Source organism: Pseudomonas sp. S60 (genome assembly GCF_016647865.1).
Taxonomy (GTDB): domain Bacteria; phylum Pseudomonadota; class Gammaproteobacteria; order Pseudomonadales; family Pseudomonadaceae; genus Aquipseudomonas; species Aquipseudomonas parafulva.
Window position 1 is genome coordinate 38,198 of the sequence record NZ_JACVVH010000015.1, and the last position, 24,025, is coordinate 62,222.

Below are 24,025 nucleotides of genomic sequence, written 5' to 3' on the forward strand. Positions count from 1 at the left end.
CCTGCTAACGGACAGAGGCGGCGGTGGAGGCGTCACAGGCGAGCAGGGAGCGGATAAGGTCCTTTATTTCGCCTTTCAATGCCGCGACATGGTCGATATGGGCAAAGCGAAAGTCAGCGATCTCGTGCATGGCGCAGGGCTTTGGGGCATCGTCAAACTCCGCTTCGAACACGTAATGCATCCGTTCGGCGGACTCGTGGCGCATCAACAGCGTGAGGTTCATGGCCTGCAGGCCAGTTTCTTCGAGCAGCTCACGCTGCGCCGCCTGGGCAGGCGTCTCACCGGGTTCGACCTTGCCGCCGGGCAGCGTCCACGGCGCTTTGTGCTTGCGCACCCACAGCCATTTGTGGCCGTGCTTGCCATGGCGGCAGATGATGGTAGCGCGGGCTTTGGTCGATTTCATACAGGCTCCTGGTGACGCATATTCCTATGAGGAATTAGTCACCAGGAGACACACATTGGTGTCTTGAGGGCACGTCAATCCCGACGAACGGTCAGTACGGCACCGATCCGTGCAAGTTTTCGATAGCCTCTACCAATTCGTCGTAGCCAACCGGCTTGTTCAGGTGGCGGTCGAACCCGGATTGCCGGGACTTGTGCTGGTCGGCGCTGGCCCCGTAGCCCGTCAGGGCAATTGCCGGCACATGCTTGAGATGGTCCAGCGCACGGAGTGCCCGAATCAGTGCATGGCCATCCATCACCGGCATACCGATATCGGACAGGATCATGTCGTAATTCCCCGTTTGCGCGGCCGCCAGGGCCTGCTGCGGGTCAGTGAAGGCACTCACCCGGGCGCATTCCATTTCCAGCAACTGCTGCATTACATCCAGCACCTCCGGCGAATCGTCCACCAGCAACACATGGATGCCGGTCAGCCGGCCATCGGTGTCGGGGTCGCTGGGTGCCACCGGTGTGGCTTGGCCGGCGTGCGCCAAGGGCAGGGTAACGGTAAAGGTGCACCCCTGGCCGATGCCAGCCGACTGCGCATGCACAGTGCCGCCGTGGGCTTCGACCAGTTGCCGCACCAGCGACAGCCCGATGCCCAGGCCCTCGCGGGCCGGGTGCCCCCCTTGGGGCACAGCCTGGCTGAACAGGTCAAAGATGTGCTCCAGGCTATCTGGCGTGAGGCCGATGCCCTGGTCGACGACGCGCAGCGACACCTTCGCCTCGTCGTGGCTCAGCGCCAGGCGGATCGGGCTGCCGGGCGGGCTGAACTTGATGGCGTTGTTCAACAGGTTCCAGATCACCTGTTCCAGGCGGGTGTTGTCGCCGTCGATATACAGCGGCAAACCGTCGGCTGGCAGCTCCAGCAGTACGCCTGAGGCCGGCTGCTCACTCACCACCACGGCGTGGATGCCTTGCACGATGGCCGACACATCCACGGGCTCGGTCTTGAGTTTGAGCTTGCCGGTGCGAATGCGCGCCACATCCAGCAGGTCATCGATGATACGTGCCTGGCTGGTGACCGCATCACGTATGGTCGCCACCGCCTTGCTCGCAGCGCCCATGTGCACCACAGATGGCAAGCGCCGAAGGATCTCGGCGTTGAGCTGGATGAGGTTGAGCGGGTGCTTGAGCTCGTGCGACATGATGGCGAAGAACTCGTCCTTCAGGTGGCTGTTGCTCTGCGATTCGGCCAACTGCTTGCTCTGCTCGTCGTGCAGGCGTTTGAGGCCGGTGAGATCGCGGGCGATCTTGACGAAGCCGCGCAAGGAGCTGCCTTTGAGGCGCGAGATTTCACCGCTGGAGAAGAAGCGGCTGCCGTCCTTGCGCACATGCCAACGCTCGTCCTGGCCCCGGCCATTCACCCGGGCGGCGTGCAGTTCGTGTTCGGGCACACCGTGCTGGCAGTCTTCTTCAGTGAAGATGAGCTGATAGTGCTGGCCCATCACCTCGGCCTTGCTGTGGCCGAAAATCAGCGTGGCACCGGTGTTCCAGTCGGTGATCAGGCCCTGTTCGTCCAACAGAATGATGGCAAATTCATGGGTGCTTTCGGCCACCACCCGCATGCGCTCTTCGCCCAGGCGTACGCGCTCTTCGGCGGCGCGGCTCTTGCTGATGTCGATGAAGGTGAGTACCGCGCCGTCGATCTTCTTTTCGCTGGACCGGTAGGGCAGCAACCGCGCCAGGTACCAGTGCTGGTCCTTGCCGCCAATTTCCCGCTCGATGATGTGCTCGCCTTTGACCACGGCCCGGGCATCATCCCCCAGGGCGGGGTAGTCCAGCCGGTGGGTGATGTCGAGCAGGGAGCGGCCAGTGTCCACCGGCAGCATATTGAACAGGTCGGTAGCGCGGGGGGTGAACCAGCGGATGTGCAGGTTGCGGTCGACAAACACCGTGGCGATATCGGTACTGGCGATCAGGTTACTCAGGTAGTCGTTGACCTTGTCGGTTTCCTCGACCTTGTTCTTCAGCTCGTAATTGACCGTCAGCAGTTCTTCGTTGATGGACTGCAGCTCTTCCTTGCTGGTTTCCAGCTCTTCGCTGGCCGAGCGCAGCTCTTCGTTGATCGCCTGCATCTCTTCGTTGGAAGCGGTCAGCTCTTCGCTGGAAACTTCCGACTGCTCAATGGTTTCCTGCAATTGCAGGCGCGTGCGTTGCAGCTCGCGCTCAAGGTTGTTCAGAACCATGCTGTCGGTTTGGCGGATGGCGCCCGGCAGCGGTAGCGACAGGTCTGGCGCGCGCTCGTCGAACACCACCAGCAGGTACTCGCCGGTGCTGAACTCATCCTTGTGGGGCTGAACCGTTATTTCCACCTGGGAGCGCTGTTCACCTTCGCCCAGGTCAACCGGCCGGGAAGTGACGGCTTCGCTACCCTGGCGTGCCTGGAATAACGAACTGCGCAGGGCCAGGCGCAAGCTGGGCAACACCAGGTTGAGCAGGTTACGGCTCAGCTCGCCGCCACCTAGCTGCATGTAGCGGCCAACCCCTTCACTCAGGTGCAGGATGGTGCCTTCGCCGTCGATGATGAGGCTGGGTGGGGTGCATCGCGCCAACGCCCGATGGTGGACTTCGGCGAAATCAGGCTTGCGTGCTGCTTTTGCCTTGCCTGGAATACGCACCTGCAGGTTGGGCAGGTCGGCCCCCGTCAACTGGCGCCCGGAACGCGGGTTGCCATGGTTGACTTCGCGCGCGCGGTAAATACGGTTGCGTTTGTCGACCACGGCAAACAGCTCACTGGCGAGCTCGGCGGACTCGGATGTGCCCAGAAACAGGAAGCCGCCCGGGCGCAGGGCAAAATGGAACATCCGGAGGATGTCCTTCTGGATCTCCCGGTCGAGGTAGATGAGCAGGTTGCGGCAGACGATCAGGTTCAACTGCGAGAACGGTGGGTCAGATAGCAGGTTGTGCCGCGCAAACAGTACCTTCTCGCGGATTTCCTTGCGCACGTGGTAGTGCTGGTCTTCCCTGACGAAGAACTGGCGTAGCCGGGAAGGCGGCACGTCGGTCACGATCGATTCCGGGTACGACCCCTGGCGGGCATTGACGATGGCCCGTTCGTCCAGGTCGGTGGCGAACACCTGCACCTGGCTGGCGCGCTGTTCCACGGCAAGTTGCTCGCAGGCAAGGATGGCCAGGCTGTACGCTTCTTCGCCGGTGGAGCAGCCGGCAGACCAGATGCGAATCTCGCCTGCACCTTCGCAGGGGTCCGGTTCGCTGACCAGCTGTGGCAACACGTGCCGCTCCAGGGCCTCGAAGGCTTCCCGGTCGCGGAAGAAATTGGTAACGCCAATCAGCATGTCGGCGAGCAGGGCTGCCGACTCGTCCTGGTGTTCTTCAAGGTAATGCAGGTACGCGGCCAGGTCGGGCTGACCGGTGACGTGCAGGCGCCGTTCGATACGGCGCAGCACGGTCGCGCGTTTGTAATGCTGGAAGTCGTGGCCGGTGACGCTGCGCAGTTGCAGCAGTATTTCCTCAAGCAGGGGCTCGGAGGCTTGCGGGTCGCCTGCCCGAGTACCCAAGGCAGGTGGCAGCGTGTCGTCGTCAATGCGAGGCAGCTTCACCTGGCAGGCGTTGTGCCACAGTTCCATGAGCTTCTGCGCCAGTTCCGCAGCCGGCAGCACCACATCCACCAGGCCAGTCTCGATGGCGGCCCGGGGCATGCTGTCGTATTGCGCATCGTCCGGGCTCTGCACCAGGGTCACGCCGCCTTGCTCCTTGATACGCGAGAGGCCCACCGCGCCGTCCGCACCGGTACCGGACAACACGACGCAGAACGCATGGTCCTTGTGCACGTCGGCCAGGTCACGGAAAAACAGGTCGATCGCCACGTGATCGCCGCGGCGCCGGTTGGCCGGTGCCACACGCAGGTAACCGTCGTTGGTCGAGAGCCGATTGGCAGGCGAAATGACGTAGACGTGGTTGCGCTCGATAGGCACCGGCTCGGTGACTTGGCGCACGGGCATGCTGGTGGTTTCCTGGATGATGCGGTCGGCGACGCTTTGATGGTCGGGCGACAGGTGCAGCACGATGACAAAAGCCATGCCGGAGTCTGCCGGCATTTGCCGGAACAGGGTGCAGATGGCCTCCATGCCACCCGCCGAGGCGCCGATGCCGACCACGGGGAAGTCCAGGTGGCTGGGGCTGAGATTCGACGGGTGGGGCGCGGCGGGCTGGTTAGCGGTCGACTTCATGGCGGTGCCTTGTACAGACCTGACAGACAGCCCATCGACGCATCGCCGGGCAGGAAGGCGGCCATTATAGGCACTGCACCTGAGGATTCGCGAGCGCTCTGATTTTACGCCAATGGTTGGCCCGCAAGTTTTTGGCGCCATGGAGCGCCGGGTCCACTGTGCTGCCCAGGCCTCACATCCGATGGAATTTTTGGCCCACCCCAGCACTCCATCCTTGAGTCATCCATGGAAAAGAGGAGGGTCGAGCGATGCCTAGTCCCCAGCTGTACATCATCGACTACAAGCTTCACGGGGAGCTGCGCAGTTTCATCATCCGCCTGGAGCGCATGGACAATGCAGAGGCGTGGCACTGGGCGAGCTGTGATGCCGGCATTGGCATCATCCCGAAATTCGGGCGCGAGAAAATCCGCAAGGTCAGCCGGCCAATGGCTGAACGGTACGGTGTTACCGACGTGAGCTGGCGTATTTCAGGCAGCAAGCCCAACCAGTCAGTTGAAGACCCGGCGACCACTGCCTGAAACCACAGTTGATAACGCCCTGTCAGGCCCCTGACTCGGGATCACTGGCAGGCACGGCTGGCCGGTTTTGCTCGTCATCTGCTATGCCAGGGTCTGTGTCAGGGTCATCCACCCGGTCGTTACGCCGGTCTGGTTCGAGTTCCGGCCAATCATCCTGCACGTTACCGCCACCCATCCAGTGCCTGGTGCTCATGTTTGCGCCCTCCGTCCGGGTAAAAGGGCCCGCCTATGGGCGGGCCAACACAGGAGTGAGAGGCCAAGCCACCGATGACCTCTCATAGTGTGAGAAGCGCTTAACGTGTGAGAGGTCCCCGTCAGTTGGCTCAACCCGGACCAACGGTTCAACTGCCGGTGTACTTGACTGCGGCCGCGGTGCGGGAGCTGACGTTCAACGCTTTCAACAGTGATGACACATGGATGCGCACGGTAAACGGCGAGATGTCCAATTCCTTGGCGATTTCCTTGTTGGTCTTGCCTTGGGCAATGAGTTGCAGCACTTCCTGCTGACGCTGGGTGAGCTGCTCCACCCCCTGCTCGGCGTCGAGGCTGGGCAGGAACCCTGAAGGCAGGTACCGAACCAGCACATCGCCCTGGCGAATGGCCAGGATGGCCGCCCCGATTTCATCAGCGCCCAGGCTCTTGCCAATAAACCCGTCCACGCCCGTGGCCATGACCTGCTCGATGATCACCGGGTCATCGACCATGGACACGATGATCAACGTAGTGCGCTGCCACTGCCGGCGCAGCTGCGCCAGGCTGGCGACGTCTGCCAAACCAGGGAAACGCAGGTCCAGTATCAGCGTGTCTGGCACGTCCCCGACCACGGCCAGGGCGATCACCTCGTCCAGCCTCCCTGCTTCTTCCACGCAAGCACCCGGCAGCACGCGCTGCACGGTGCGCACCATGGCTTCCCTGAACAGCGGATGGTCATCCGCCACAATGATGCGACACTTCACGCCTGGCAACTCCCTATGGCCGCGGTTGGATCCAACCATGTTAACTTAGCATGCCCTCCCCGAAGGGCCTGCTCGCGCCCGCACGAAGTAGCCGCACGAAAAGGACAATGCCCATGGAACTGGACAAGAACAACGAACTGGACCAAGCCAACCTGCGCCTGGTGGTGGGCAGTTGTGCACTGGTGTACGTCAGCCTGCTGGTGTTTCTGCCCGGCAGCACGCCTGGCGTCCATCTCATCGTAAGCTGCTACATTTTCATTTTTCTGTTGGTGTCGGTGGCTTTGCGCCAGGCCATCGCCCGCTGGCCCGGCCACTACCCCTGGCGGCGGGTGCTGGGCATGGTGCATGACTACACCGGCACCTGCTTTGGCCTTGTGGTAGGCGGCGAGCCCGCATTGCCGCTGTATGCAGTGATGGTGTGGGTGAACCTGGGCAACGGCATGCGCTTTGGCTCGCGCTACCTGGCGATTGCCACTGGCCTTGCGCTGGTGGCGCTGCTGGCCGTGTACCAGATTACCCCGTACTGGCAGGCCAACCCGTTCATGGTGCTGATGCTGCTGGTCACCAGCACGGTGATACCCGGCTACGCCCACTTGCTGCTGGAGCGCACCCGCAAGGCGTCGGAGCAGGCGGCGGCGGCCAACCGCGAAAAATCGCGTTTTCTGGCCCAGGCCAGCCATGACCTGCGCCAGCCGATTCACTCCATCAGCCTGTTCACGGCGTGCCTGCGCGAGGCACGGCTGGGGGAAGAAGAGCGCAGCTTGGTGGACAGCATCGACCGCTCGCTGTTGAACGTGTCGCAGCTGTTCCGTTCGATTCTGGACCTGTACACCCTGGACAACGGCCGTGTGCAGCCTCGCTACGAGACCTTTGCGCTGGGCGAATTTCTGGCCGAGCTGTTGCGCCAGAACGCCGAAGCAGCCCGGTGGGCCGGCGTGGACATGCGCCTGCGCCCCTGCACCCACTGGACACGGGCTGACCGCGGCATGCTGGCCACCATGGTGCAGAACGTGCTGTCCAACAGCTTCAAGTACGCCGCGCAACGCCCACTGCTGATTGCCGTAAGGCGCTGTGGTAACGGGCTGGCCATTGTCATCTGCGACCAGGGCAGGGGTATCGACCCGGCGCACCAGGCGCTGGTGTTCGAAGAGTTCTATCGGGTACGGCAGGTGCGTGACAAGGACATCGAAGGCGTGGGGCTGGGCCTGTCGATTGTGCGCAGGCTGGGCCGGTTGATGGGTTTGCACGTGCAATTGCGCTCGCGGCCGGGGCATGGCACCACAATGGCACTGCAAGGCTTGCCGCGCCTGGCTGCGCAAACCCAAAAGGCCGTTACCGAACAGGCACTGGCAGCGCCCGGCATGCTGAGCGGCTTGCGGGTGTGCCTGATCGAGGATGACCATAACGTGTTGCGCGCGACCACCGGGCTGCTGCAGCGCTGGGGGTGCGAGGTGGCTGCGCACAGTTCGGCGCAGGTCACCAACCGTGACTGCGACGTGATCGTGGCGGACTATGACCTGGGACAAGAGGCGACCGGTGTGGATTGCATTGAACGGTTGCGGGCGCAGCGGGGGTGGGCAGTGCCAGCGCTGATCATGACCGGCCATGACCCGGACAGAATCCAGGCAGTGGTGCAGGGTCGCGACATCGCGGTATTGTCCAAACCCGTGCGCCCAGCCGAGCTGCGGGCCGCCCTGCGCACGTTGCGCGAAGGTTCGGCGGCGCCGGTCGGTTAAACCAGCGCTGTATCAGCTGCTACTGCAGCCTCGGGGTTTCGCCTTCCTTCACGCAGCTGGGTGACGGTTGGTAGATACCCATCCCCGCCACCGCCACCAGGGCGCCGCTCGGGATCTGACATTCGAATCGTCCTTTGCCAGTGGCTGCCGTGTAATAGGTAATGGTGCTGTCGTTGCGCACGTCCGCGATCCGGGAAACCTTGGTGTTCAGCACCAGTTCGGTACGTTGCTTGAGGGTTTCGTCAGAAGGCTTGACGGTCTGGCAGCCGGCCACGCCGACCAGGACGGCAGCACTGATAAGCAGTTTGAAGGGGGTCATGAAGAAGCTTCCTTGGCGGTGTTATCCCCGGACTATAAACCCACGAGTCAGGGGGGGCGATTAGGACGGATGTACTACATAGCCAAAGGCCACCACCTTGCTGAATCGCTTGTGCAGCCGCCGCGGCGCACGGCTCGGCGCCACGATGGCCGCCGCCGCCTATACAGGCTGCTTGAGCACCAGCGTCAGGATGTCATAACTGGCAACCACTTCCCCCAGCTGGTTAGTCACCTCCACATCCCAGGCCACCACCCCCTGGGGTTGGCCCAGCGGGCTGGCCTTGCCCTGGTCGATCTTGCGCTTGCAGGTCAGGCGCGCCTGGATGGTATCGCCGATGCCTACCGGGTTGATGAAGCGCAGGGTGTCCAGGCCATAGTTGGCCAGCACGGGCCCTTCTCCAGGGGAGACGAACAGCCCGGCGGCGGCCGACAACACGAAATAGCCATGAGCAATGCGCTTGCCAAACTGCGAGGCCTTGGCGGCAATCTCGTCGAAATGCATGTAGAAATGATCGCCCGACAGGCAACCGAAGTTGACCAGGTCGGCTTCGGTGACCGTGCGCCGGTGGGTCAGTAGCGACTCACCGATTTGCAGCTGTTCGAAATAGCGGCGGAAAGGGTGCACCTCTGTTTCGATCACTTTGCCGCCACGCACATACTCTCCGGTGACTGCGCTGAGCATGCTCGGTGAGCCCTGCACGGCGGCGCGTTGCAGGTAATGCTTGACCGCGCGCAGGCCGCCCAGTTCTTCACCGCCACCGGCGCGCCCAGGCCCGCCATGCTTGAGTTGCGGCAGTGGCGAGCCGTGGCCGGTGGATTCCTTGGCCGCTTCGCTGTCCAGCACCAGCAGCCGGCCATGCCAGGCGGCTGCGACGGGAACCGCCTTGGCTGCCACTGCGCGGTCGCTGGTCACCAGGGTGGCCACCAGGCTGCCCTTGCCACGGGCCGCGAGGGCCAGGGCTTCGTCCAGGTCGTGGTAGGCCATCAGCGTGCTCACCGGGCCGAAGGCCTCGATGTCGTGGGCGCCGCCTTCTGCATGGGGGTCGCGGGCCTGGAGCAAGGTCGGCGCGAAGAATGCGCCTTCGGCAACGCCTTCGCCGCGGGGGGCGAACCCGTCGCTGGCCCCGAACAGCTGATCGCAACTGTGCAACAGGCTGCGCACACGCTCGGCCACATCGCGCTGCTGGTCATGAGACGCCAGGGCGCCCATGCGCACGCCCTCCACCGAAGGGTCACCGACCACCACCTTGGCCAGGCGCTCACGCAGGCGCGTGGCAACGGCGTCGATATGCCTGGCCGGCACGATGGCGCGGCGGATAGCGGTGCATTTCTGGCCGGCCTTGGTGGTCATTTCGCGCACCACCTCCTTGATGTACAGCTCGAATGCCTCGCTGTCCGGGCTGACGTCGGGCCCAAGAATGGCGCAGTTGAGCGAATCGGCCTCGGCGGTGAACGGTACCGAGTGGCGTATGAGGTTAGGGGTGACGCGCAGCTTGGCGGCGGTGTCTGCGGAGCCGGTGAACGTCACCACGTCCTGCTCTTGCAGGCGATCGAGCAGGTCGCCGGTGCTGCCGATCACCAGTTGCAGGCTGCCTTCGGGCAGAAGGCCGGAGGCCTGCATCAGGCGGACCACCGCTTCGGTCAGGTAGCTGGTCGAGGTGGCTGGCTTGACGATGCACGGCATGCCAGCCAGGAAGGTGGGCGCGAACTTTTCCAGCAGGCCCCAGATAGGGAAGTTGAAGGCGTTGATGTGCACCGCCACACCCGCAAGCGGCACCAGGATATGGGTGCCGGCGAAGTGCCCGAGCTTGCCCAGTGCCATGGCCGGGCCCTCGTGCAGCACATTGCCGGACGGCAACTCCCGGCTGCCGATACCGGCATAGGAAAACAGCGTGGCATTACCACCTTCTATGTCGATCCAGCTGTCGGCGCGGGTGGCGCCGCTGTGGTGAGACAGGGCATACAGCTGTTCCTTGCGCTCGGCCAGGTACAGTGCGATGGCTTTGAGGCGTGCAGCGCGCTGCTGGAAGTCCATGCCCATCAGGCTGGGCAGACCGCGTTGGCGGGCGAAGTCCACAGCCTCGGCGAAGTCGGGGCGTTCTTCATGGCTGTAGGCGAGTATGTGCCCGTCAAGGGCGCTGCGCAGGGCCTGGGCACCGTGTTGGCCCAGCCAGCGGCCGGCGATGAAGCTTTGCAGGGTAGGGGCGGCAGACATGCGTTTCTCCAGGCGAGTCAAGTGAGGGGGCGCGCTTACCACAGCGCCAGGGTGTAGCCGATGATCAGGCGGTTCTCGTCAACGGCATTGGTCTGCCCGTTGCCGGAGCGGAAGGTGACGTTGCGCCAGCGCAGGCTCACGTCCTTGAACGGGCCACTCTGGATCACATAGGTGAGGTCCGTGTCGCGCTCACGCTCACGGCCGTTGCTGATGGTGGCGGTGTGTGCACCGCGGCCATCGGTGTAGCGGGTCATGAAACTCAGACCGGGGATGCCCAGCGCGACGAAATCGTAGTCGTAGCGCAGTTGCCAGGAGTCCAGCCCGGCGCGGGTGAAGGTGTTGTAGGTGACCAGGTTCACGGTGAACGGGTCGCCGCCATTGACGAACGGGAAGGCGCTGCCCCCCGACATCTGTTGCCAGGTGGCAGTGAACTTGTGGGCACGTACCCCCAGGGTGAACATGGCGTTGAAGTTGCGGTTGTCGATCTCGCCCGCACGCTGTGCGCCATCGCTGCGGCTGTCGAAATAGCGCAGGTCGCTGCGCAGGCTCAGCCCTTCGCCCAAGGGGCGAGTGTCGACCAGGCCGATGAACTGCTGGCGGTAGATGTCCTGCAGTTTGGCGTAGTAGTAGCTGACGCTGGTCTGCGGGGTGAGGGCATAGCTGCCGCCCGCCAGGTCGAGGTGGTCGCTGCTGGCGGCGCCGTAGCCGATATCATCGCGGCCTGAAGAATCGCGCAGGTTGGCCTTGGTCAGCCGGCCCGCATTTATGGTCAGGCCGTCCAGCTCCTGGCTGGTGAGCAAGCCGCCCTGGAAGGTGGAGGCCAGCAGCCGCGTGTCGTTGAACACCACCACCGGCAATATCGGCTGCAGCGTGCCCAGGCGCAGGGTGCTTTTCGACACCCGGGCTTTTGCGGTCAGGCCCAGTTCGCTGTAGTCATCCACCGGTTCATGGCTGCGCGGGCCAAAGGGCAGCAGGCCGGTGTTACGCCGATCGCGGCTGCTGTCCAGCTTGAGGCCCAGCTGGCCCATGGCATCGACGCCAAACCCGATCGGGCCTTCGGTGAAGCCCGACTCCACACGGGCGGTAAAACCCTGTGCCCATTCTTCGGCCTTGGCCTGGGGCGCGTTGGCCTGCCTGAAGTCGCGGTTGATGTAGTGGTTGCGCAGTTCAAGCCGCGCATGGCTGTCGCCGATGAAGTCGGCAAAGGCCGGCAAGGGCAGGGCGAGGGTGGCCAGGCACGCTGCTGACATGAAAGGGGTACGGGTCATTGTTGTTGTTTTATCCGACATGGTGGTAGGCCTTGGCTGTCAATGCTTGCTGGCGCCGGCAGCGCCGATGCCGGTCATGGAGCGGATGAACTGGGCCAGGTAGCGGCCGCGCTCCTCGCGTGCACGCTCGGAGGAGTCAGTTACCGAGAATGCCCAGGCCCCCAGAAACGCCAGGCTCATGGAAAACAACGCCGGGTTGCTGTAGGGGAACAACGGCTGCTCGTGGTGCAGTACGTTCACCCACACCGCAGGGCCCAGCACCACCAGCAGTACCGCCGACACCAGCCCGGCCATGCTGCCGCACACCGCACCGCGGGTGGTGAGGCCTTTCCAGAACATCGAAAGCAGCAGCACCGGGAAGTTGACCGAGGCGGCCACGGCCAGTACCAGCCCGGAAAGGAAGGCGATGTTCTGCGATTCGAACAGCAGGCCCAGGATGACGGCGAGCAGGCCGATCATCAGCGTGGCGATGCGCGACACGCGCATTTCTTCCTGCTCGGTGGCCTTGCCCTGGCGAACCACGCACGCATACAGGTCGTGGGACACGGCAGAAGCGCCCGACAAGGCCAGGCCGGCCACCACCGCCAGGATGGTGGCAAAGGCCACGGCGGAGATGAAGCCCAGGAACAGGTTGCCGCCTACGGCCTGGGCCAGGTGGACGGCCACCATGTTGCCGCCGCCGATGATGGCCCCAGCGGCATCACGGTAGGCAGGCTCTGTACCGACCATGACGATGGCGCCGAAGCCGATCACGATCAGCAACAGGTAGAAGTAGCCGATGAAGCCGGTGGCGTAGAACACGCTCTTGCGCGCTTCCTTGGCATCGCTGACGGTGAAGAAGCGCATGAGGATGTGCGGCAGCCCGGCCGTGCCGAACATCATGCCCAGCCCCAGGGAAATGGCGTCGATCGGGTTGGACAGCAACCCCCCGGGCGCCATGATCGCCTGGCCCTTGGCGTGCACGGCCACGGCACTGGCGAACATGGCCTCAGTGCTGAAACCGAAGTGTTTGAGCACCATGAATGCCATGAAGCTGGTGCCCGAGAGCAGCATCACCGCCTTGATGATCTGCACCCAGGTGGTGGCCAGCATGCCACCAAACGTGACATAGGCGACCATCAGCACACCCACCAGCATGACCGCGTACAGGTAGCTGATGCCGAACAGCAACTCGATCAGCTTGCCGGCCCCCACCATCTGCGCCACCAGGTACATCAGCGCCACCACCAGGGTGCCGAAAGCGGAGGTCAGGCGCACGGGGGTTTGTGCCAGGCGGTAGCTCACCACATCGGCAAAGGTGTACTTGCCCAGGTTGCGCAGCCGTTCGGCGATCAGAAACAGGATGATCGGCCAGCCTGCCAGCACACCCAGGGCGTACAGCAGCCCGTCGTAGCCGTTCATGAACATCATGGCCGAGATGCCCAGGAACGAGGCTGCGCTGATCATGTCCCCGGCGATGGCCAGGCCGTTCTGCATGCCGGTCAGGCCGCCGCCAGCAGTGTAGAAGTCGCTGGCCGAGCGGGTGCGCAGGGCAGCCCAGCGGGTCACCAGCAGGGTGAAGCAGACGAACACCATGAACATCGAAATGGCTGTCCAGTTCATTGTGCGCACTCCTGGCGGACCTTGTCGTTGAGCGGGTCGAGCACATGGTTGGCGCGGTGCACATAAATGCCGGTAAGGGCGAAGGACAACAGCACCATGAGCACCCCAACCAGCATGCCGACGGTGGTTACGCCACCACTGAGTGACTGGCCCAGGGTGCTGGGGGAGAAGGCCACCAGCAGCACGAAGCCGTAGTAGATCACCAGCATGGTCAGGGTCAGGCTGCCATTGAGGCGGCGCTTACGCCGCACCAGGTGCTGGAAATCGGGGTGATTGGTGATGCTTTCTATGTGCTCGGGGGTCATGGCAAGCGATCTCTTGGTTTTGTAATTGTTTTGTTGAGGTCACGCAGGTGTTGCGGTGTTGCTCAGGGCCTCTTCGCGGGTAAATCGGATTGCCGCACCGCCGCTCCTACAGGGGTTTGCACAAGCGCCTTATCTGTGGGAGCGGGTTTACCCGCGAAGCAGGCGGCGCGGTTTTAAAGCTGGTCGAAATCGAGGACTACCTTGTCGCTCACCGGGTACGTCTGGCACGAAAGCACATACCCGGCGGCCACTTCGTAATCTTCCAGGGCATGGTTGCTGTCCATCTCCACCTCGCCCTCGACCACGCGGCACTTGCAGGTGGAACACACCCCGGCCTTGCACGAATACGGCAACTCGGCACCCATGGCATTGCCTGCATCCAGCACGCTCTGGGTGTTGCGCGGCAAGTCGAAGGCCAGCGCCCGGCCATCGCTGATCACGGTGATATGGCTGACGGCAGCGTCCACCTGGCGGGCCGCCGCCCGCGCCTGGCGGCGGGCGTGGCTGCCTTCAGCGGCGAACAGTTCGAAGTGGATGCGATCCTTGGCCATGCCATTGGCCTGCAGGCTGGCCCGCACCGTCTCGGTCATGGCCTGTGGCCCGCAGATGAACGCGGCGTCCAGGGCCGTCACATCCAGCCAGCGGGTAAACAACTGGCCGCACTTGTCTGCGTCGATCCGGCCGTTGTACAGGTCCACGTCCTGCTGCTCGCGGCTGAACACGAAGATCAGGTTGAGGCGGTCGAGGTACTGGTTTTTCAGGTCTTCGAGCTTGTCGCGAAACAGTGCACTGGCGCTGGCGCGGTTGCCGTACAGCAAGGTGAAGCGGCTGTGGGGCTCGGTAGCCAGGGTGGTGGCGATGATGGACAGCAACGGCGTGATGCCGCTGCCGGCCGCCACACCCAGGTACTGAGCGTGGCGGGCTGGGTCCAGCAACACGAAGAAGCTGCCGGCGGGCGGCATTACGTCCAGTTGCTGGCCGGGCTGAAGCACTTCATTGGCAAACGCCGAAAAGCGCCCGCCCGGCACGCGCTTGACCGCAACCCGCAACTCGCCGTCCTGCACAGCGCTGCAGATGGAATAGGAACGGCGCACCTCTTGGTCATCCAACTGCGTACGCATGACCAGGTACTGACCTTGGGTGAAGCGAAACTGCGCCTGCAGATGCTCGGGCACGTCGAAGACGATGGACACCGCATCGCGGGTCTCGTTGCGCACTTGCTTGACGGTCAGGCTGTGAAACTGGCTCATGGTGCTCTCCACGGCTCAAATGCATTTGAAATAGTCGAACGGCTCCAGGCACGCGCGGCAGCGATACAGCGCCTTGCAGGCCGTGGAACCGAACTGGCTGAGCAGCTCGGTATGGGCGCTGCCGCATTGCGGGCAGCGCACCTCGGGCGGCTTGCCCAACAAACTGGCCTTGCTGGTGCTGCCTTCGGGCGGGGCAATGCCGTAGGCGTGCAGGCGCTGGCGGCCCAGCTCGCTGATCCAGTCGCTGGTCCAGGCCGGGGTCAGGCGCCGCTCCAGCGCAGGCGCACTAAACCCGGCCTGCTCCAGTGCCTGGCGGATATCGCCTTCGATCACTTCGGTGGCCGGGCAGCCGGAGTAGGTGGGGGTCACGACCAGGTGCAGGTGCCCGTCACGCCAGGCCACATCCCGCACCACGCCCAGGTCCACCACGCTGACAACCGGTACCTCCGGGTCCATGACCTGGGCCAGTACGCCCCAGGCACGGGCCAGGTCGCCCTCGCGCAGGGCCCGGGCGCCGCGGTCACCGGCTATCAGCTCACCAGGTTGCATCGGGGTAGGCCCTCGGCAGGAACTGCATCTCGGCCAGCAACAGGCCCAGGTGCTCGGTGTGCAGGCCCTTGCGCCCATCCAGGTAAAAATGGCTGGCAGGCTGGGGCACGGGCAGCTCCACGGCGGCGAAGGTGGCGGCCACCTGCTCGCGCCAGGCATCTGCCACGGCGACCGGGTCTGCGGCCACGCCCGCTTCGGCAAGCTGCACTTCGTCATCACTGCCTGCGGTCAATTCGACGGTGAAGCGCCACAGCAGCGTGATGGCGGCCAGCATGCGCCGGCGGCTTTCATCGGTGCCGCCGCCCAGGCGCTGCACCCATTCACTGGAACGGCGCAGGTGGTAGGTCGCCTCTTTCAGTGCCTTCGCCGCGATACCGGCGACACGTGCGTCGCTGGAACCCGCCAGGCCCTGCAGCACGGCATGGTGCCAGGCGTCGTAAAAAAACTGCCGGGTCATGGTGACGGCGAAGTCACCATTGGGCTGCTCGACCAACAGCAGGTTGCGGTATGCGCGCTCGTCGCGGCGCATGGCCAGGTCATCGGCATCGCGACCGTCGCCCAGCAGCTCGGCGGCGTAGTCCAGCCAGTTGCGGGCCTGGCCCACCAGGTCGAGGCCGACATTCATCAGCGCGAGTTCTTCCTCGATGGCCGGTGCCCGCCCGCACCATTCGCACAGCCGTTGGCCATGCACCAGGGCACTGTCGCCCAGCAGCAGCAAGTAGGGAATCAGGGGTTGTGTATGCATGGCCGACCTCACATGTGCCCCACTTCATCGGGCAGCTCATAGAAGCTGGCATGGCGGTACACCTTGTCATCGGCGGGGGCAAACAGCGGGTCCTTTTCATCCGCCGCAGAGGCAGTGATCAAAGCCGAAGGCACTACCCACAGGCTGACGCCTTCACTGCGACGGGTGTACAGCTCGCGGGCGTTTTCCATGGCCATGGCCGCATCGGCGGCGTGCACGCTGCCCACATGCTTGTGGTTCAGCCCGTGCTTGCTGCGCACGAACACTTCGTAGAGGGTCCAGACAGACATTTTCGATCTCCGCATCATTCGCCGCTCAGGCGGCGTTCTTGTTCTGCTGCTTGCGCGCATAGGCCACCGCGGCCTCGCGTACCCAGGCGCCGCCTTCGATGGCTTGGCGCCGGGTGCCCACACGTTCCTGGTTGCAAGGGCCATTGCCCTTGATCACCTCGTAGAATTCGTCCCACTGGATGTCGCCAAAGTCGTAATGGCCGCGCTCGGCGTTCCATTTCAGGTGCGGGTCCGGGGCAGTGCAGCCCAGCAGTTCGAGTTGCGGCACGGTCTGGTCGATGAAGCGCTGGCGCAGCTCGTCGTTGGTCTGGCGTTTGATTTTCCAGGCCATGGACTGGGCGCTGTTGGGCGAATGCTCGTCGCTTGGGCCGAACATCATCAGGGCCGGCCACCACAGGCGGTTGATGGCGTCCTGCACCATGTCCCTTTGAGCCTGGGTGCCCTGGCGCATCATGGTCAGGAGGATTTCGTAGCCCTGGCGCTGGTGAAAGCTTTCTTCCTTGCAGATGCGCACCATGGCCCGGGCGTAGGGGCCATAGGAGGTGCGTTGCAGCACCACCTGGTTGACGATGGCAGCGCCGTCCACCAACCAGCCCACAGCGCCCATGTCGGCCCAGCTGAGGGTGGGGTAGTTGAAGATGCTGGAGTATTTGGCCTTGCCGCTGTGGAGCTTGGCGATTTCATCATCGCGGTCGGCCCCCAGGGTTTCCATGGCGCTATACAGGTAGAGCCCGTGGCCGGCTTCGTCCTGGATCTTGGCCATCAGTTGCAGCTTGCGTTTGAGGCTGGGGGCGCGGGTGACCCAGTTGCCTTCGGGGAGCATGCCGACGATTTCTGAGTGGGCGTGCTGCGAGATCTGCCGGATGAGCGTTTGGCGGTAGGCCTCGGGCATCCAGTTCTTGGCCTCGATCTTGATTTCAGCGTCGATCTTTTCCTGGAAATGCCGCTCTTCTGGGGACATTTCTTCCAGGGCCTTGACGTGCTTGACGCCGGTTTCCACTAGCTGTGCGTACATGGGAGCGACTCCTGCTGGGGCATGCGTCATTTGTAGGCGATACATAATACATCGTCAAACAGTTTATGCTGTATCGAATGAGATTTTTGTATCGGTTCAGGTCTTTTCGCGGGCAAGCCCGCCCCACCGGGGGCACGACGTGCAAAAAAAAGCCCCGAACAGGCCGGGGCTCGGGGGCCGCTGGATTAGTCAGCTGGCAAGCCGCTTGTCAAAAACGTGGCAAGCCTTGCCTTCTGAACGCTTGAGCGTGCCGCATGGCTGCAACCGCACCTGGGTGCTGATGCCGATGTAGGTCTTGACCTGCCGCGCCAGTTCGGCCGTGAGCAACGCGCGCTGGCTGTCGTCGAGGTGCTGGCATTCTGCGCGCAGCTCAACGTGCACCTCGACACTGTCCAGGTTGCCATTGCGATACAGGTGTATTTCATACATCTCTGAAAGCTGTTTTATTTTCAGCACCTGCTCTTCGATCTGCGTGGGGAATACGTTCACCCCACGGATGATGAGCATGTCGTCGCTGCGGCCGGTGATCTTGCCGATGCGCCGCATCGGCCTGGCAGTGCCGGGTAGCAGCCGGGTGAGGTCGCGGGTGCGGTAGCGCACCATGGGCAGGGCTTCCTTGCTCAGCGAGGTGAACACCAGCTCGCCCAACTGCCCGTCAGGCAGCACTGCACCGGTGACCGGGTCGATGATCTCGGGGTAGAAGTGGTCTTCCCAAATGGTCGGGCCATCTTTGGTCTCGATGCATTCCATCGCCACCCCGGGGCCCATGATTTCGGAGAGGCCATAGATGTCCAGCGCCTGGATGCCCAGGCGCTGTTCAATGGACCGGCGCAGTTCGTCGGTCCATGGCTCGGCGCCGAAAATGCCCAGGCGCAGCTTCAGGGCGTGCGGGTCGATGCCCTGGCGCTCGATCTCGTCGGCCAGGTTGAGCATGTAGGACGGCGTGACCATGATGATGTCGGGCTGGAAGTCGCGAATCAGCTGTACCTGTTTCTCGGTTTGCCCGCCCGACATGGGGATCACCGTGCAGCCCAGGCGCTCGGCCCCGTAGTGGGCGCCGAGCCCGCCGGTGAACAGGCCGTAACCGTAGGACACATGAACCTTGTCACCCTTGCGCCCACCCGCGGCGCGGATGGAGCGGGCCACCACGTTGGCCCAGGTGTCGATGTCGTTCTGGGTGTAGCCCACCACCGTAGGCTTGCCGGTGGTGCCGCTGGAGGCATGCAGGCGCACCACCTCTTCCTGGGGCACGGCGAACATACCGTAGGGGTAGTTGTCACGCAGGTCGCTTTTGCCGGTGAAGGGGAACTTCGCCAGGTCTTCCAGGCAACGCAGGTCATCGGGGTGAGCACCGCATTCGGTAAAGCGCTGACGGTACAACGGGACATTGTCGTAGGCGTGCTTCAGGCTCCAGCGCAACTGCGTCAGCTGGTGCTGGCGCAGGGCATCGACACTGGCGGTTTCCAGCGGGTCCAGCAGGGCACGATCGGCATCATGGTACATGTTCATGGTTTCACTCGAATTGTTGTTGTACGCCGCAGCCTCGGTCAGGGCACTGGGCGGTGAGTGCAATAAACGCAGCATATAGGGCTGCGCGCCGCTAGGTAACACGGCGATGACGCAGGGCGCTCAGAGGCGCTCGATGATCATCGCGATGCCTTGGCCCACCCCGATGCACATGGTGCACAGGGCATAGCGCCCGGCGGTTTCTTCTAGCTCGTGCAGGGCCGTGGTCACCAGCCGCGCACCGCTCATGCCCAATGGATGCCCGAGGGCGATGGCGCCGCCGTTGCGGTTGACCCGTGGGTCGTCGTCTGCCACGCCCAGTTCGCGCAGCACGGCCAGCCCCTGCGCGGCGAACGCTTCGTTGAGCTCGATGACGTCCATGCTTGCCAGTGCCAGGCCGGTCAGTTCGAGCACCTTGCGGGTTGCGGGCACCGGGCCGATGCCCATCAGCCTGGGCTCGACGCCGGCGACAGCCATGCCGACGATGCGGCCACGGGCCTTCAGCCCATGACGGCGCGCCGCCGAGGGGCTGGCCAGCAGCAGCGCGCAGGCGCCGTCGTTGACCCCCGAGGCATTGCCCGCCGTGACGGTGCCGCCTTCGCGAAACGGCGTACCAAGGCGAGCAAGCTGCTCGAGCGTGGTTTCAGCACGCACGTGTTCGTCATGCTCCACCACCACGGCCGGGCCTTTGCGCCGGGCAACCTCGACCGGCACGATTTCCTGTGCCAGGCGCCCGCGGGCCTGGGCGGCGGCGGCTTTTTGCTGGCTGCGCAGGGCGAAGGCATCCTGGTCGGCGCGGGAAATGCCGTACTGCTCGGCTACGTTCTCGGCGGTCTCCGGCATCGAGTCGGTGCCGTATACCTGCTTGAGCGCCGGGTTGACGAAGCGCCAGCCGATGGTGGTGTCGTACAGTTCGGCTGTACGCCCAAAGGCTTGCTCGGCTTTACCCATCACGAACGGCGCACGCGACATGGACTCCACACCGCCTGCCAGCATCAGCCCGGCCTCTGCGCAGCGCAAAGCGCGGGCAGCGTTGCCAATGGCATCCAGGCCCGAGCCGCACAGCCGGTTCAGCGTAGTGCCCGGCACGTCGACCGGCAGGCCAGCCAGCAGGCTGGCCATGTGCGCCACGTTGCGGTTGTCCTCGCCGGCCTGGTTGGCGCAGCCAAGGATGACATCGTCGACGGCCTGCCAGTCCAGCCCCGGGTGCCGCTGCATCAGGGCCTTGAGTGGTATGGCGGCAAGGTCATCGGCCCTGATCCCGCTCAGGGCCCCGCCGTAGCGGCCGATGGGGGTGCGGATGGCGTCGATGATCAAGGCATCGCCGGGCATGTGTTCATTCATCTTCGCTCTCCTGCGCCAGCACGGTGCCGCGCACTTTGTAGGATTTGCCATGGAACATCGCCACCAGCGCTCCGTGCTGGTTACTTATGCGCACGTGGTACAGGCCCGTGCGGCCCTTGCGGCTGACTTCCTCGGCGCTGGCGGTGAGCACGTCATCGCGCAGCGCAGGTGCCAGGTAGTCAATGCTGCAGCCCAAGGCCACGGTGGCCTGGTCATGGCTGTTGCAGGCGAACGCGAACGCCGAGTCCGCCAGGGCGAACAGAAAGCCACCGTGGCAGGTGCCGTGGCCCTGAATCATGTCGGCCCGCACCGCCATGCTGACGGTGACACGCCCGGGGGCAACGGCTTCAAGGCGCATGCCCAGGCCCTGACTGGCGGGGTCGCGGGCGTACATGGCCTGGGCGCAGGCCTGCGCCAGTTCGTGATTAGTCATGCAGAGACCCTCCCTCGGCCGTGCAACGGCGCAGCAGCAGCGAGGGCCGGTAACGGCTTTCGCCATAGGCATGCTGCAGGTTCTCGAGCACCCGCAGGGTGTTGGCCAGGCCAATGGCCGACGCCCATGCCAGTGGCCCGCACGGGTAGTTGACGCCTGCGCGCATGGCCAGGTCGATGTCCGCTGCTGTTCCAACACCTTGCAACACGGCATCGGCCGCTTCATTGGCCAGCATGGCAACGGTGCGCAGCACCACCAGGCCAGGCAGGTCGGCCACCGGCGTCGCGCGCAAACCCGCACGCTGCAGCAATGCCACGGCCTGCTCCAGCGCCTGGGTAGACGTGTCGCCCGACCAGCTGATGGCAAGGCGGGTGGCGGTGGCATAGTCGAAGGCAAGATCGAGCAATACCAGGTTCGGCAGGCCATCCTCTTGCGCGCGCTGGCTGGCCAGGCGCCCGTCGGACAGTGCCAGGGTCGCATCGCCCACCCGAAGTACGCCGCTGCCAGCGCGGCCGTTGACGGCTACGCCACCGGCGCGCAAGCGGTCAATCAATGGCTGCAGGATGCCCGCGGGGCCTTCCAGGGTGCAGGCGTCCACAGGCGTATCGCTACACAGTTCTGCGGGCTGGGGGCGTTCGGCCTGTTCGTGGTAGCTGTAAAAGCCATGCCCGCTCTTGCGCCCCAGGCGGCCCGCATCCACCAGTTCTTTTTGCGCCAAGGATGGCTGAAAGCGAGGGTCGCCATAGAAGGCCTCGAACACTGAGCACGTCACGGCGTAGTTGACGTCATGCCCAATCAGGTCGGTGAGTTCAAAGGCGCCCATGCGAAAGCCACCGGCCTCGCGCAACACCGCATCGAGGCTGGCGCAGTCGGCCGCACCTTCCTGCAGCAGGCGCAGGCTTTCGGCATAAAAAGGCCGTGCTACCCGGTTGACGATGAAGCCTGGCGTGGAGCGCGCATACACCGGGCGTTTGCCCCAGGCTTGAGCCGTGGCATGCACGACAGCGGCGACATCCGGGGCGGTAGCCAGGCCGGAAACGACCTCTACCAGGGCCATCAGCGGGGCTGGGTTGAAGAAGTGCATGCCCACCACTTGCTCAGGGCGCTGCAGCCCGGAGGCCAGGCGGGTGATGGACAGGGAGGAGGTATTGCTGGCGAGAATGCAGTCGCTGCGGCACACCGACTCCAGCTGCTGGAACAAGGCCTGCTTGACCTGCAGGTCCTCGACGATCGCTTCGATCACCAGGCCGGCATCGGCCAGCGCTTCCAGGCTGTCGACGGGGTGCAACCGGTTGCAGATGGCGGCGCGCTCAGCCGCTTGCAACTTGCCCTTTTCCACCAGCCGTGACAATTGCCGGTCGATACCGGCCCGCCCCTCGGCTGCGGCGCCGGGGCGGGTGTCGTAAAGCATCACAGGGTGGCCTGCCTGGGCCGCGACCTGCGCGATGCCGGCGCCCATGGCCCCGGCACCGATGACGGCGACGTAGGTTTCACGAGAAAGTACGCTCATGTCAGCGCCCCTTGAACGCGGGGGTGCGTTTGTTCATGAACGCGTTCACCCCTTCACGGTAGTCGTCGCTGCGGCCGGCCAGGCGCTGCAGGTCACGCTCCAGCTGCAGCTGGTCGTCGAACCCGTTGTCGAAACTGGCATTGAGCCCGCGCTTGATCAGGGCCAGACCGTAGGTGGGCTGGGTGGCCAGCTGGCGGGCGAGGGCCAGCGCTTCGTCACGCAGCGCGGCGTCGTCCACTACGCGGTGGATCAAGCCCCACTGCTCGGCCTGCTCTGCGCCAAGGCGTTCGCCCAGCATGGCCAGGGCCTTGGCCCGTGCCATGCCGACTAGCCGCGGCAGCAGCCAGGTGCCGCCCGAGTCTGGCACCAGGCCGATCTTGCAGAAGGCTTGGATGAAACTGGCTGAGCGGGCTGCCAGTACCAGGTCGCACGCCAGCGGGATATTGGCTCCAGCCCCGGCGGCGACACCGTTAACGGCGCACACGACCGGCATGGGCAGGTCGCGCAGGGTGCGCACCAACGGGTTGTAGAACCTGTCGATGGACTCACCCAGGTCAGGCATGTCGGCCCCTGGTGCCACGTTACGGTCGGACAGGTCCTGGCCCGCGCAGAACGCGCGGCCTTCGCCAGTCAGCAGCAACACGCGGGCCTCGCTGCTGTGGCGCACCTGTTTGAGCGCTTCGCGCACTTCCAGGTGCATGGCCGTGTTGAAACTGTTGAGCTGCTCTGGGCGGTTGAAGGAGAGAAGGGCTACGCCGTCCTCAATGGCAAACACGATGTGCTGGAAAGGCATGACAGACTCGCTCCGTCGGTGGCGGGTAGTGTTTCAGCGGCCCTGGAAGTGCGGCTGGCGTTTTTCCTGGAAGGCGCGGATACCTTCGTCCCGGTCGGCGGTGCCCGCCAGCACGGTGAAGGCCTGGCGTTCCAGGCGCAGGCCGCTGGCCAGGTCGGTGTCGCCGGCCTGCAGAAGGGCTTGTTTGGCCAGGCGCACAGCCAGGGGCGCCTTTGCGGCAATGGTGCGGGCGATGTGCAGGGCCCGCTCCACGGTGAATTCGGGCTGTGTGACCTCACTGACAAGCCCGGCTTGCAGGGCATGCCGGCTGCTGATGGGCTCGCCGGTGAGCACCATTTGCATGGCCAGGGGCTTGCCGACGGCGCGCAGCAGGCGTTGGGTGCCACCGGCACCGGGCATGATCCCCAGGTTGATTTCCGGTTGGCCGAAGCGGGCATCACTGCCTGCCACGATGATGTCCGCGCACATGGCCAGCTCACAGCCGCCACCCAGGGCGTAGCCGTTGACGGCAGCGATCAGCGCTTTGGGGAATGCCGCGATGGTGCGCCAGTGGGCAATGCGGGGGTCGTCGAGCATGCCCACCAGGTCACGTTCAGCCATTTCCGCGATGTCGGCGCCGGCAGCGAAGGCCTTGAGGTTCCCTGTGATGACCACGGCCGCCACCTGATCATCCTGCGCAGCGGCTTCGAGGGTGGCAGCAAGTTCCGCCAGCAGTGCGGTGCACAACGCGTTCAGGGCGTCTGGACGTTGCAGGGTGACCAACTGGACGCCGTTTGCAGGTGGCTGCACATCAAGGTATCGCGGCATGTCGGGTTCCTCGGGCTGCACGCACGGCGCGTCAAGGCACCGGCTTTTATTGGAGTTGTTTGCAGGGGCGTCACACGCAGGTGGCGGCCTCGGTGACCAAGTATATGTCACATGCGATACTGACAATCAACATCGAAATTGTATTTGCGTATCCCTTGTTTGCATCACTTAATCGACGAAGCATGCGGCTTGAAGGCGTTGATCCGGACCTTAATCGCGCAGTTATGCTGA

The 24,025-nt window shown here is 64.2% G+C and carries 21 protein-coding genes and 1 pseudogene; 2 read left to right on the forward strand and 20 right to left on the reverse strand.

Going from position 1 to position 24,025, the window contains the following annotated elements:
• Positions 1 to 4: 4 nt before the first annotated feature.
• Both IAE33_RS09650 and IAE33_RS09655 read right to left on the reverse strand, forming a co-directional pair.
• Positions 5 to 403, reverse strand: coding sequence for an NUDIX hydrolase (locus IAE33_RS09650; protein WP_201163326.1), 399 nt, complete (start codon positions 401 to 403; stop codon positions 5 to 7).
• Positions 404 to 494: 91 nt separating this feature from the next.
• The gene (locus tag IAE33_RS09655) at positions 495 to 4,634 is read right to left on the reverse strand and encodes a CheR family methyltransferase (protein WP_201163327.1); all 4,140 of its coding nucleotides are present in this window, start codon (positions 4,632 to 4,634) and stop codon (positions 495 to 497) included.
• 248 nt (positions 4,635 to 4,882) lie between these two features.
• On the opposite strand from IAE33_RS09655, the gene IAE33_RS09660 reads away from it, so the two are divergent.
• Positions 4,883 to 5,152 carry a DUF6555 family protein gene (locus IAE33_RS09660; RefSeq protein ID WP_028634005.1) on the forward strand — a complete coding sequence of 90 codons (270 nt, stop codon included), beginning with the start codon at positions 4,883 to 4,885 and terminating at the stop codon, positions 5,150 to 5,152.
• 22 nt (positions 5,153 to 5,174) lie between these two features.
• Here the strand turns inward: IAE33_RS09660 and IAE33_RS09665 are convergent, their stop codons facing one another.
• Positions 5,175 to 5,345 (reverse strand): hypothetical protein, encoded by a 171-nt coding sequence (locus IAE33_RS09665; protein WP_154660081.1) that lies wholly within the window; start codon positions 5,343 to 5,345, stop codon positions 5,175 to 5,177.
• A gap of 148 nt (positions 5,346 to 5,493) precedes the next feature.
• The gene (locus tag IAE33_RS09670) at positions 5,494 to 6,108 is read right to left on the reverse strand and encodes a LuxR C-terminal-related transcriptional regulator (protein WP_201163328.1); all 615 of its coding nucleotides are present in this window, start codon (positions 6,106 to 6,108) and stop codon (positions 5,494 to 5,496) included.
• Between the two features lie 113 nt (positions 6,109 to 6,221).
• Between IAE33_RS09670 and IAE33_RS09675 the strand changes: the two genes are divergently transcribed.
• Entirely contained in the window at positions 6,222 to 7,844 is a 1,623-nt protein-coding gene (locus IAE33_RS09675) for an ATP-binding response regulator (RefSeq protein ID WP_201163329.1), read from the forward strand.
• Positions 7,845 to 7,863: 19 nt separating this feature from the next.
• Here the strand turns inward: IAE33_RS09675 and IAE33_RS09680 are convergent, their stop codons facing one another.
• The 16 genes and pseudogenes from IAE33_RS09680 to paaF all read right to left on the reverse strand — a co-directional run bounded on the left by IAE33_RS09680 (position 7,864) and on the right by paaF (position 23,794).
• Positions 7,864 to 8,163, reverse strand: coding sequence for a hypothetical protein (locus IAE33_RS09680; protein ID WP_201163330.1), 300 nt, complete (start codon positions 8,161 to 8,163; stop codon positions 7,864 to 7,866).
• A gap of 159 nt (positions 8,164 to 8,322) precedes the next feature.
• Complete coding sequence (gene paaZ, locus IAE33_RS09685) at positions 8,323 to 10,377, reverse strand: phenylacetic acid degradation bifunctional protein PaaZ (RefSeq protein ID WP_201163331.1); 2,055 nt, start codon at positions 10,375 to 10,377, stop codon at positions 8,323 to 8,325.
• A gap of 35 nt (positions 10,378 to 10,412) precedes the next feature.
• Positions 10,413 to 11,645, reverse strand: a complete 1,233-nt coding sequence (locus IAE33_RS09690) for an OprD family porin (protein WP_201163332.1) — start codon at positions 11,643 to 11,645, stop codon at positions 10,413 to 10,415.
• Positions 11,646 to 11,684: 39 nt separating this feature from the next.
• Positions 11,685 to 13,253: pseudogene (locus tag IAE33_RS09695) on the reverse strand (cation acetate symporter); the annotation flags it as partial.
• Positions 13,244 to 13,552, reverse strand: coding sequence for a DUF485 domain-containing protein (locus IAE33_RS09700; protein ID WP_028633998.1), 309 nt, complete (start codon positions 13,550 to 13,552; stop codon positions 13,244 to 13,246). The gene IAE33_RS09700 and the pseudogene IAE33_RS09695, both read right to left, overlap by 10 nt.
• Positions 13,553 to 13,725: 173 nt before the next feature.
• Positions 13,726 to 14,802, reverse strand: coding sequence for a 1,2-phenylacetyl-CoA epoxidase subunit PaaE (gene paaE, locus IAE33_RS09705; RefSeq protein WP_201163334.1), 1,077 nt, complete (start codon positions 14,800 to 14,802; stop codon positions 13,726 to 13,728).
• A 15-nt stretch (positions 14,803 to 14,817) separates the two neighbouring features.
• Positions 14,818 to 15,351 carry a 1,2-phenylacetyl-CoA epoxidase subunit PaaD gene (gene paaD, locus IAE33_RS09710; protein ID WP_201163335.1) on the reverse strand — a complete coding sequence of 178 codons (534 nt, stop codon included), beginning with the start codon at positions 15,349 to 15,351 and terminating at the stop codon, positions 14,818 to 14,820.
• Entirely contained in the window at positions 15,338 to 16,096 is a 759-nt protein-coding gene (paaC, locus tag IAE33_RS09715; RefSeq protein ID WP_201163336.1) for a 1,2-phenylacetyl-CoA epoxidase subunit PaaC, read from the reverse strand. The genes paaD and paaC overlap by 14 nt, the downstream gene beginning before the upstream one ends.
• A gap of 8 nt (positions 16,097 to 16,104) precedes the next feature.
• Positions 16,105 to 16,386 (reverse strand): 1,2-phenylacetyl-CoA epoxidase subunit PaaB, encoded by a 282-nt coding sequence (paaB, locus tag IAE33_RS09720; protein ID WP_028633994.1) that lies wholly within the window; start codon positions 16,384 to 16,386, stop codon positions 16,105 to 16,107.
• Between the two features lie 25 nt (positions 16,387 to 16,411).
• The gene (gene paaA / locus IAE33_RS09725) at positions 16,412 to 17,401 is read right to left on the reverse strand and encodes a 1,2-phenylacetyl-CoA epoxidase subunit PaaA (protein WP_201163337.1); all 990 of its coding nucleotides are present in this window, start codon (positions 17,399 to 17,401) and stop codon (positions 16,412 to 16,414) included.
• A 189-nt stretch (positions 17,402 to 17,590) separates the two neighbouring features.
• Entirely contained in the window at positions 17,591 to 18,910 is a 1,320-nt protein-coding gene (gene paaK, locus IAE33_RS09730; RefSeq protein WP_201163381.1) for a phenylacetate--CoA ligase PaaK, read from the reverse strand.
• Positions 18,911 to 19,030: 120 nt separating this feature from the next.
• Positions 19,031 to 20,251, reverse strand: a complete 1,221-nt coding sequence (gene pcaF / locus IAE33_RS09735; RefSeq protein ID WP_201163338.1) for a 3-oxoadipyl-CoA thiolase — start codon at positions 20,249 to 20,251, stop codon at positions 19,031 to 19,033.
• On the reverse strand, positions 20,244 to 20,684 hold the full coding sequence (gene paaI / locus IAE33_RS09740; RefSeq protein ID WP_201163339.1) for a hydroxyphenylacetyl-CoA thioesterase PaaI: 441 nt from the start codon (positions 20,682 to 20,684) through the stop codon (positions 20,244 to 20,246). The genes pcaF and paaI overlap by 8 nt, the downstream gene beginning before the upstream one ends.
• Positions 20,677 to 22,194: a 3-hydroxyacyl-CoA dehydrogenase PaaH gene (gene paaH, locus IAE33_RS09745; protein WP_201163340.1), complete on the reverse strand. Its 1,518-nt coding sequence runs from the start codon at positions 22,192 to 22,194 to the stop codon at positions 20,677 to 20,679. The genes paaI and paaH overlap by 8 nt, the downstream gene beginning before the upstream one ends.
• Before the next feature lies 1 nt (position 22,195).
• Positions 22,196 to 22,987, reverse strand: a complete 792-nt coding sequence (gene paaG / locus IAE33_RS09750) for a 2-(1,2-epoxy-1,2-dihydrophenyl)acetyl-CoA isomerase PaaG (RefSeq protein ID WP_201163341.1) — start codon at positions 22,985 to 22,987, stop codon at positions 22,196 to 22,198.
• Between the two features lie 33 nt (positions 22,988 to 23,020).
• Complete coding sequence (gene paaF / locus IAE33_RS09755) at positions 23,021 to 23,794, reverse strand: 2,3-dehydroadipyl-CoA hydratase PaaF (RefSeq protein WP_201163342.1); 774 nt, start codon at positions 23,792 to 23,794, stop codon at positions 23,021 to 23,023.
• Positions 23,795 to 24,025: the final 231 nt, after the last annotated feature.